We start from the raw sequence: 11,583 nt of genomic DNA on the forward strand, positions 1-11,583 counted from the left end.
GATAATAATTTTGTTGCAATAAGGCATAGGGAGCTTGCACGTCCCATTACCATACCACTGAATATAAATAATTTACATCTTATTGAATCACTACTTTTTGAGATATGGCCTGATGGTTTTGAATAGCTAACGAATCTGGCTGTCTCCCTCCGATACTAACAATCATCCCACCCGGCAAAACTGCTTTCTGGCATGACGGAGTAAGTTGATACAACTGACTGTTGGGAATCATCACCGTAACGCGCTTGGTTTCTCCGGCTTTCAGCGATACTCTTGTGAATCCTACCAATGCCCTAATTGGCATTAGCGGATTGCCAAGATGGGTGATATATACTTCCACTACTTCATGCCCATCCATTTTTCCAGTGTTAGTTATATCGACCGATACCGGCAGTGAATCGCTAACAGATATAGTCTGAGGCGCCTGCATATTGGAATAGGTAAAACTGGAATAACTCAATCCATAACCAAATTCATACAGTGGATTCCCTTTGAAATATTTATACGTACGCCCTTCCATGCTATAATCGGTAAAAGGAGGAATATCTTTAACGCTTCTGTAGAATGTGACAGGTAAACGTCCCGATGGATTATAGTCTCCAAAAAGGATATCCGCAATGGCTGTTCCACCGGCTTGACCAGGATACCAGGCCTCCAGAATGGCGGGTAAATGCTCTTGCTCCCAATTACAGGCTACCGCACCGCCATTCATCATTACCATCACAGACGGTTTATGTAATTGCTCTATCTTTTGCATCAAGGCTGTCTGTTCCTCAGGCAAGGACAGTTTAGTCCGGTCGCCACCTAAAAAGCCGGGAATGGAGACATCCATCTCCTCACCCTCAATCAATGGACTCAGCCCCATGGCATAAATTACAATATCAGCTTTCTTGGCTATATCATACGCTTTCTGTTCCATATCCGGGGCAGGTTGTTCCCAAAGTAACTGCATATTGGCATACTCCGTGTTGTCCTGTACGTACTCCAATTTAATACGATATGGCTTACCTCCCTGCAATGTTAAATAATGATATATTCTCAACGATTCATGAATATCACGACGTGAAAGGATTAACGAATCATTCAAATACAATTTCATGCCAGAAAATGCTTCTCCGCCCAACGCATACTTTCCTGTAACCGGGGGTACAAACACGCCTGTCCATCTTGCTGAAAAATGACTGGCATTCAAATCAGGATACGGAGCTTTTGCCCACCACACAAAATCGACATGTGCATCAATATGTTTATCTAAAGGTCTACCTTTAAAATCGCTATTATCAAAGTATTCAACCTTTAACCCATGTACCTTCATCGACTTGTCGGTGTATAATACAGAAGTCGGCATAAGTTGTAGTAAAGGTAACCCATCGGCTACGTGACAGCCGGGAGTGTAAAGCACTTTAGCATTCGGAAGCATGGCTTTAATGCCTGCGAGCAAAGTCACAGGTGCGCTTGGGTAGCCATGATAATTTCCCAATAAGACCTCTGCATCATTAGCATTGGGACCGATAACCGCTACGACTTTCACATCTTTACTGAAAGGCAGTGTATGATTCTCATTCTTCAATAAAACCATAGACTCACGTGCAGCCTTTAATGCCAAAGCCTGATGTTCTTTTGAATTAACCACACTGTAAGGAATCTCCTTATATTTATCCGCACCTTGAGGGGCAAACATTCCCAAACGCAAACGAGCCTCCATCAAACGGGTAACCGATGTATCAATTTGTTGTTCCGACACAAGACCCAATTTAACGGCTGTCACCAATGAAGGATAAGAATTTCCGCAATTCAAATCGGTGCCAGCCTTTAATGACATTGCAGCAGCTTGTTCTACGTTCGGCACTATAGCATGGGCATCTTTTTTATAAAAATCTGCCACTGCCCAGCAATCAGACACAATATACCCCTTGAATCCCCATTCGTTTCTTACTAAATCACTCAACTTGCGATTGCCGCAACAAGGGAAATGTTCAAAGCTATTATAGGCACACATCACCGAATAAACATGCGCATCTTTCACTGCCATTTCAAATTGAGGCGTATAGGTTTCCACAAAATCTCGGTCGGTTGGAATGGCATCAAACCGGTGCCGGGCCGATTCCGGGCCGCTGTACATGGAAAAATGTTTTGCCGTAGCTACCAGTTTCAAGTATTTCGGATCGTTTCCCTGCAAGCCTTTAATAAAGTTTACAGCCAACGTCCCGGTCAGGAAAGGATCTTCTCCATAGGTTTCCTGCCCTCTCCCCCACCTCGGATCACGAAAAATATTAATATTCGGAGTCCAGAAGGTCAATCCTTCGTAAATACCCCGTTTCCCTTCCGAAACATAGCGCTGGTGCTTAGCCCTGGCTTCGTCGGAAATCGCTGTAGCAATCTGATACATCAAAGAAGCATTCCACATGGAAGCCATACCAATTGCTTGAGGAAAAACAGTTGCAACACCACTACGGGCGACTCCATGCAAACATTCATTCCACCAGTTATATGCCGGAATACTTAAACGGGGAATAGCTTCCGCGTTATATGTCATTTGCGATACTTTCTCCTGTAATGTCATACGTGATACCAAATCCTTTGCCCGTTCAGCAAAAGGTAAATTCGGATTCTTATAATTCGGTGTCGTTTGGGCAATATTCATTAACGACAATAGCATAAACCCTATGAACAAGATTCTCTTCTTGTTTATATATTTGCTTAATACAGTCATAATCATTCTATTAAATCTTGTACATCATATTGAATATCAAGAATTTCACCAATGATCAGTTCGAAAAGGAGAAGCCGGTAACCCTTCTTTGTTATATAGTTTTGCCCCAACCGGATCATCCGCCCATGCATAACGCACTGCAACAGGATGCTGAATCGTATCATTCCATACAATTACATGATCATTTTCAATTTTTGCTTTTGCCCACACAAAATGTTGATCCTGTCCGGCAACTGCAAAACATCCGGGTTCATTGCTTCCTTTTACCATCAAACCTTCCCCTGTATGGCTAAATGATATAACCACCTTGTTCCCTTCAATTTTCATTGATTTATAAAGTGGGCCCGAATATATGACAGGATCGCCATAGGCAATTTTTTCTGCTGCAAGAGCCAGCCTTTTGCCTACATCTTTTTTATCTACCGGATGAATATCATTCCATTCGCCAATATCGATGGTTACAGCCATCGCCGTATTTGGAAGAGACAATGCATCAAGTTGTGATTCTCGCAGTAAAGCCCAATCACTATTTGACGGTTCTTTTTTGGGTGGCATAAAATTTGGAAGCTGTACGAGTAGAAAAGGAAAGTTCCCCTCATCCCATTTTGCTCTCCAATCGGAAATAAGCGTAGATAATAGTTTTTTATATTCAACCGGCCTGTCGGTATTGGATTCTCCCTGATACCAGACTGCACCTTTGATTCGATAGGACAATAGCGGAGCAATCATCGCATTAAACAAACCTACCGGCTTCCAGCGGATGAATGTCTGTCCCATCAGTGGAGGCATTGCAGCACCAAGATGATATTGCCACTCTCCCACCAGATTAACAGTAGTATTACCTGCAACAATTGCATATTGTTTATCTGGTACAAAACCACCTTCGCCGGCATTGCTAATGATCCGAATCACAATCACATTTGCGCCTGCTTTCAAAAGATGAGCCGGGATATCATATCGTCTCCGGGGATATTGGTAACCGGTAGTGCCCACAAATTCCCCGTTGATAAATACGGAATCGGCATCCACCATCCGGCCTAAAATAATTTTTGCCGGCTTTCCTGTCATAGAAGCCGGAATATCAACTGTTCTTCTAAACCAAACTGATCCATTAACCATACCAAGAGAGGTGTGTGCCCAATAACCAGGAATAGCCATTGTGTCCCAGTTGGCCGTATTTAATGAAGGCGAATACCATGAAATTCCTTTATATCCTTCATCCTTTTGTTGCAATAATGTGTACCAAGCTTTTGTTCGCTGAAAATCTTTTTGTTCAATTTCACGGATGAGAGCCGTATTCTTAAATTCCTGCGCTTCTGCATAATATCTGGGAAATGGGGTCTTAAGTGCATCTGCACTGACCCACGCTTCGGCAGGAGACCCTCCGAGACTCGAATTAATCAAGCCGACAGGTACTTTGTATTTTGCATAAAGATATTTGCCGAAGAAATAAGCTACTGCAGACCAATTATACACATTCTTTGGATTTGCCTCTTCCCAGTTTCCCGATGGAAAATCCTTTTGCGGCCCTATAAAATTATAGGTTTCGGGCACATTAAACTCCCGGATATTAGGATTGGCAGCATTGGCAATAACAGTCGGATAAACCCAATAAAATGATCCCAATGTATGTTCCATATTCGACTGTCCCGCACAAAGCCAAACATCACCCACAAGAATATTTGACAACTCAATCGTATTCTGCCCTTTTATCAACATTGTAAACGGTCCACCTGCTTTCATAGATGGCAGAGTAACCTGCCAATCGCCGTTAGCATCGCTGACAGTTGAACGATTGAATCCATGGAATCGAATCGTTACTTTTTCTTGCGGATCAGCCCAACCCCATATTTTCAGAGGGGTATTACGCTGCAATACCATACCGTTACTAACCAGTCGTGGCAATTTTACCAATGCATACATCGGATTGGCCAGACAACATAAAATAACTCCAATAAGTAAACCACAAAGATTCTTAGTGTACATAATAAATTATATCAAGAAGCATTTTCGAAACCGGAACAATCAGCAGATTCTATCCTAGAATTTCTTTCAATACCGGATTATCAGGATTATCTTTATATTTTTCAACAAATTCAGAAGGTTTCATTCCAAAAAAATCATGAAAACTGTTTGTAAAATAGGAATGACTGGAAAAGCCGACTTTATAAGCTACTTCTGAAATATTTATTTCATTATTAATCAACAAATAGGCTGCCTGTTTCAATCGAATGGACCGAATCATATCACTCGGAGATACATTAATCAGTTCTTTCATTTTACGATTGAGATGAACACGGCTTAATCCTACTCCAGTACTCAATTTCTCGACACCAAATTCAGCATCTTCCATATTATCTTTAATCACCTGTATAGTTTTTTCCAACAAACGCTTATCTGCAGAATTGACTTTCAGGGCATTGTAATCAATTTCCACAGGCAGCGTAAATTTCTTCTTCAAGGTATCCCGATTCAGAATCACCTGGTTGATGTGCCGTTTCAAAATATCTATATTGAATGGTTTCGTCAGATACACATCAGCCCCACAATCTAATCCGGTAATCACGTCGTCATCTTTCGTCATGGAAGAAAGTAAGATGACCGGAATGTGATTGGTGTTCGAATTCGTTTTGATTTTGGCACACAGTTCATTCCCATTCATCTCTGTCATCATTACATCACTGATAACCACATCGGGTAACCCACCTGCTATAACATTCCACGCTTTTTTACTACTATCAAACGCCTCAACGTGATAGCTTCCGCCTAATTCCAAACGTAAATAAGCGAGCAAATCTTTATCGTCATCCACCACCACAACCGTAGGAATATTGCGGACTGAATTGCGGACAGTGACAGAAGCATCATCTCCGGATTGAACAGCGACTTCGGTTTTCGATTCGGGAGTAGTGATTTCATGACGCTTTGTGCCCGGTTGCAATTCATCTGAGGTGAGATGAGCAGAGGAAAGTGGAATACGGATATAAAAGGTACATCCGACTTCATTATTGACAGCAAAAATAGTCCCGTGATGCAATTCGACCAGTTGCTTTGTAAGATGAAGGCCAACGCCTGATCCTAATTGCTCTTGTTGGCTTGATCCCTGAACAAAACGATCGTAGATTTTATCAATAGTTGCCGGATCGATACCTATCCCGCTATCTGACACAGCTATCTCCACATAGTTAGCTAAAGGAGAAACAGCATTATCATCGTGTCCTACAGTAAGAGCTACCTTGATATGTCCATTCTCGGGGGTAAACTTAAACGCATTGGACAATACATTAAACAAAATCTTATCGAAATTACTCGGGTCAACCCATGCATTCAACGATTGCATCTTACTTTCAAACTGGAAATCAATCTTTTTGTTGTTAGCCAGAAAGTCAAACGACATCATAATGTCTTTGATTAAAAAGACAAGATCCGTTTCCTGGAAATGAAGTTTCATCTGATTGTTATCAATTTTCCGCATATCCATCAACTGATTGATCAGGCGCAAGATACGCAAGGCATTCCGATACATCAAATTATACAACTCTTTGCGCTGAGAATCGGGCTCCGAAGCAAGCATTCGTTCCAATGGACTTATTATTAATGTTATAGGAGTCCGTATCTCATGCGATATATTCGTAAAGAACCGTAATTTTGATTCTTTAATCTCTTCTTCATGCAATTGTTGCAGATGTTCTTGCTTGTCTTTTATTTTCTTTTGCAGATGAAGATAAAATGCATAGCCGGACGCAAGTACAATCAGGACATATAACAATTTGGCCCACCAGGTCAACCACCAGGGGGGCAAAATAATAATCTTCAAAGTTTTTATACTTTCAGAGCCTTCCATATCTGTATTGGTGGCCTTGACTTTAAAAGTATAAGTTCCCGGAGATAAATTTGTATAAGTAACAATACGATTATTGGCATCTGTCGTTTTCCATCCTTTGTCGAAGCCTTCCATTTTGTATTGGTAAGTAATACTCTGAGGATGTGTAAATTCCAGGGCATCAAATTGAATGGAAAAAACATTATCACTATGCTTCAATATGATTTTATCAGCATAAGGAATTGCGCACGATAAAAACACATTATGGTTTTTACCATCTCCATAATTAACCGATTTGTTAAAAACCATAAAATCAGTTACATAAACATTGGGGACCTTACGTGAATGATTAATATCTTGGGGATAAAATGAATTAATACCATTTATGCCTCCAAAATAAAGCTGCCCGTCAGGTGTTTTCCAAACAGCGCCTCTGCGAAATTCATCACTTTGTAATCCATCATAAGCATGAAAAGAGGCAACAGAACCATTCACCAAAGAAAATTTGGCCAACCCATGGTTTGTACTAATCCACAAGTTCTTTTGATTGTCTTCTTCTATCGCATTGATTACATTATTGGGTAATCCATCATGTGTTGTATAAAGCCTGGCTTTCTGAATCTTCCGGTCAAAAGCAATTAACCCACTGTTTGTTCCAACCCACAATATACCCCGGTAGTCTTCACAAAGGGAATAAACTTTGGTATTGTACGGTAATTCAGGAATATAGTTGTAATAAGTTGCTTTTCTTGTTTTTATATTAATAGCATTTAATCCTTGAAATGTCCCCATTATCATATTTCCTTCTCTATCAGGCAATAAAGTATTTATCCAGTTATTGCTAATAAACTTTGTCGTCCCTTGCTGATTCTGGTAAATATCGATCTTTCCAGTCTGGTAATTAATACAATCTAAACCTTCTCCATAGGTACCAATCCATATATTGCCCATCGAATCTCCTTTAATTACTGTAATCTTACGACCAGAAAGTTCATTTTGTTTTGGAAAAGGCATTAACTGCTGAGATTGATTCATTGTAAAGAGTCCATCAAGTGCGGTACCTATCCATATAGTTCCATTTTTGTCTTGCCAAAGCGCAGTAATGGCATTGGAGAGTAATCTGGAATTTTCTTTTGTAAAATTCTTAATTTTAGATGATCCTGCTGCTTTATAAAATAATCCACTGCCATCGGTACCTATCCATAAACCATTATTTCGATCAACCAAAATCGCTAAGACACAACTGACATTCTGACTTAGTTTTATTGGACTAAAAGCTTCATAATGAAACTTATTTATAAAATTTGGAATTACATAAATGCCTTTTTCATACAAAGCTGCCCAAATATTTCCCTGCGAATCTTCCATGATAGAACTAACATGCCAATAACCGTTGGATGGATTCTCTCGTACAGTATCCGAAATCATCAATTGCTCATTATCAGGATTAAGCAGCATCAATCCTCTGTCATTCGTACCAATCCATACTCGGCCCTGTGAATCACGAAACATGGATTTAACGGAACAATGCTGCGCATCAGCAGACAGGGCGGCTCTTAGTGTTTTACTAGCTTGATCGTACACAAAAATTCCTTGATTTAAACTGCCAATAAACACTTTATGATGAGGTGTATCTTCTACAAATGAATTAATCTGCTGACCTTGACAATAATGCCCCAATAAAGAGAAAGCATTCTTGTTTTCGATGGGAACATTAAGATTTCTATGGAATAAAAAAGCACCATCATTTTCTGTACCCACCCACACGTCACCATTTGATTCCCGCAATAAAGAATGAATAAAGGTACTTGCTGGAACAAGATGATTCGTATTACTAATTGTATAGTGAAACGTTTTTAAATTGATGATATAAAACCCATGGCCAGATGTACCAACTAAAACATGATTCGAATCATAAGGAATAATTGTACTGATATATGGATCCAGTATATAACCCATATCATCCCTCAAAATAAAATTAGAAAAACAATTTTTTATTCGATCGTAACGTTGAAGTCCACTTGCAGTTCCTATCCAAAAATTATGCGAAGTATCCTCATACATGGATTGCACATAATTTGTCAATAATGAAGTAGAATCATCGGCATGATGAGTATACGTTGTAAATTTCATCCCGTCAAAACTACTTAGTCCGTCTTCGGTTGCAACCCAAATAAAGCCCACACGATCTTGATAAATCTGATTAATTTGACTATTTTCTAAACCCGAATTAGATGATGTGTAAAAACGTGAAACCTGTCCATGCAGCTTAAATCCGAACATAATCAGAAAAACTGCAACGAGAAATAAATTGTGAGGCAAAAAAGTTTTCATGGTGTAATTTAGTATTAAATGATAAGGTAAAATTACACAATTATTGCTTTATCAAACCCTAAAAAGAAAGCAATTTTCATTCCACACAGAGCACACATTTCAACACTTTGTCTTTCTTGAATTATTCAATTCAGATTTCTATTGTCGTTGACTGTTAATTACAGCATGAAAAGCCGGTTTTTCACGATACTGGGCATCAAATAAAAGTGGATAGTTTTTACGTCCTCTTACCGGAAAATTATTCAACCAGGAAGTGTTGTCTGTAACACCCCAAAACGTAACTCCTGTAATCACTTTTGAAAATTCATTAAAAACATGAAAAAACATAGCATATCGTGCTGCCTGCACATTCGCTATCGAGTCATTCCATTCAATCTGTTCTCCAGACTTCATGTTACGTTCATTATTTTCCCAGTGATATGCAGATACATCCATTTCCGTAATTTGAATTTGCAAACCCAGCGAAGCAAACAACTGGAGTGTTTCTTTCAATTCTTTTTCAGTAGGTTGATAAAAAGACCAATGCCCTTGAATACCAATGCCCTGAACAGGGACACCTTCCTTTAATAGTTCTTTCAACATGGCATATATTTTTGTCCGCTTTGCCGGCATAAATACATTGTAATCATTATAAAACAGAATGGCATGAGGATCAGCCTCATGTGCATAACGAAAAGCCTGGGCAATATAATCCTTACCAGCAATCTTGTACCATGGAGATTCCCGATAGATATTAGCACCCTCATCGGCAACAGCTTCATTTACAACATCCCATGCATATACTTTGCCTTTATATCTTCCTACTTCAGCAAAAATATGCTCTTTCATGTGTTCATAAAGCACTTTTTTAGAAGCTGTTTTCCCATGATCTTCAAAAAACCAGGCAGGAGTCTGTTGATGCCATACCAAACAATGTCCACGGACTTTCATATGATTTTGTTGTGCAAATGCAACAATTTCATCTGCGCCTTTCCAATGAAATACTCCTTCCTGTGGTTCGGTTACCTCAGGTTTCATTTCATTATCTGGAGTTAAACTTGAAAAATGTAATCGCAACAACGAATCAATAGCAGGATTTTTAAGCATCCAGGAACTTACAGCAGCTCCGATCGCATATTTCTTTGCAAAAACACCGCAAAGACTCTGAGCGTTCAAAGCAAAAACTGTAAAAAAAACAAAAACCCATATACTAATATATCTTTTCATTTCATTTATATTTTACAAGTTATCAAAAGAGGCTCTTTCTTTTTGAGGAGAAAGAGCCTCCGTCTAACAATACCTATTTGGCAACTTACATAAATCTAATCAAGGAATACCGTTCATTCCTTTTCTTTGCTCTAAACTATAAACTACAAAACTCTAACTATTAATTATGGATCATTATGACAATTCGCTTTATCGATTCTGACCCTATAACAATCATATGATACGGAAATCGTTTGATGTCATTACCAACTGTGATATGCAACATTTACCCTTCATTCATTATCTTAATTATTCTCTTTGATCTTGATGGCTCCGAATAAATGCCCGTTTTGAATTAGCATAGACTCGACACTATGTCTTCACACATATGATCGCAATAATATGAACACTTTTCTCTCACTTAGTGTGATGTATAGCTATTGCTGGAGCAGTGAAACAATTCACCAGTCCAGCAATATTTTCTATAATCTATTGATTGTAATATGGAACAAAGGTCTCAGCCGATTCGTTCCTGTCCCTCATCACAAGTGTATCTGTCATTGTATGAGTCAATGCCCCAAATGTAACGCTATATTTAAGGTGCAGTACATCACGCTTCTCATTTCCCCATTCGTCTCCATTCTTTACATACTGACCCGTACCTGTAACGGTATAGGAAGCATTTGCCGGATTCGTTATGGTACAATTGTTATTATTATCAAATGTCAGTAGCAGTTGGAAAGGAACATCCACATTTCCTTTTTTTATGGCATTAAGGGAGATTAAAAGCTTATGCATAGATACAGTAGCAACGTTAGTACCCTCTGACACAACCTGATCATATTCAACATACGGTTCATGATATACAACCGTAGTATCTGATCCCTGCTCAATTCCTCTACGCAAATAAGAAGCATCCCATGGATTTCTGTACTTAATGCAATAGAGAACATAATTTTTAGGCAAGGTTTGCCAATCTCCGGCTACAAACGGATTAGGATTAGTAACACCTTCAAGCGCTTCCCCGCTCAAAATTGAGTCTGCATTGGCCACTTTGGTAATCCGTAAAGGAATGACATACGTATTCTGTATGGAAAGGGAATCAGCAAAAAACGCATCAGTCAACTGCACCTTGATTCCTCCCATGATAGATCCTTTAGGAATAACAATCTGCATATTGTTGGACAGAAATTTGTAATAACTGGACGGCATAGGAAGCACCGGATTACCATTGGCATCATCAAATGTTAGGTGATTGCAAAGGGTATTATCGACCACTACATCCAATATACGATCGGTCGAATTACTATAAACCCCTCCCATAGTAGCGTATATCTCACATTGATGGGCCGTATCAAGAGAATTATCATACTGGTTATCCGTCCCAAGTATCAATGTCCTTACCGGAGATTGATATGCAAAATATACGGTACTATATTTATAGTTAGGAAAACTTATCGGTTGGTTCTGACATGACACCAACACGAAGATTCCTATCACAAACACAAAAAATATATTTTTCATTTTC

General features: G+C 39.2%; 5 protein-coding genes. All 5 read right to left on the minus strand.

Annotation, left to right across the window (positions count from 1 at the left end; translation table 11 throughout):
* Positions 1-79 precede the first annotated feature (79 nt).
* Positions 80-2,713, minus strand: coding sequence for a glycoside hydrolase family 3 C-terminal domain-containing protein (locus tag FHX64_RS11035; RefSeq protein WP_221202201.1), 2,634 nt, complete (start codon positions 2,711-2,713; stop codon positions 80-82).
* A 45-nt stretch (positions 2,714-2,758) separates the two neighbouring features.
* On the minus strand, positions 2,759-4,699 hold the full coding sequence (locus FHX64_RS11040) for a sialate O-acetylesterase (protein ID WP_183413904.1): 1,941 nt from the start codon (positions 4,697-4,699) through the stop codon (positions 2,759-2,761).
* Positions 4,700-4,748: 49 nt separating this feature from the next.
* The gene (locus FHX64_RS11045) at positions 4,749-8,870 is read right to left on the minus strand and encodes a hybrid sensor histidine kinase/response regulator transcription factor (protein ID WP_183413905.1); all 4,122 of its coding nucleotides are present in this window, start codon (positions 8,868-8,870) and stop codon (positions 4,749-4,751) included.
* Positions 8,871-9,008: 138 nt separating this feature from the next.
* Positions 9,009-10,076 (minus strand): endo-1,4-beta-xylanase, encoded by a 1,068-nt coding sequence (locus FHX64_RS11050; RefSeq protein WP_183413906.1) that lies wholly within the window; start codon positions 10,074-10,076, stop codon positions 9,009-9,011.
* A 468-nt stretch (positions 10,077-10,544) separates the two neighbouring features.
* Positions 10,545-11,579 carry a DUF5627 domain-containing protein gene (locus FHX64_RS11055; RefSeq protein WP_183413907.1) on the minus strand — a complete coding sequence of 345 codons (1,035 nt, stop codon included), beginning with the start codon at positions 11,577-11,579 and terminating at the stop codon, positions 10,545-10,547.
* Positions 11,580-11,583: the final 4 nt, after the last annotated feature.

The sequence above is a fragment of the Microbacter margulisiae genome, assembly GCF_014192515.1.
GTDB lineage: Bacteria > Bacteroidota > Bacteroidia > Bacteroidales > Paludibacteraceae > Microbacter > Microbacter margulisiae.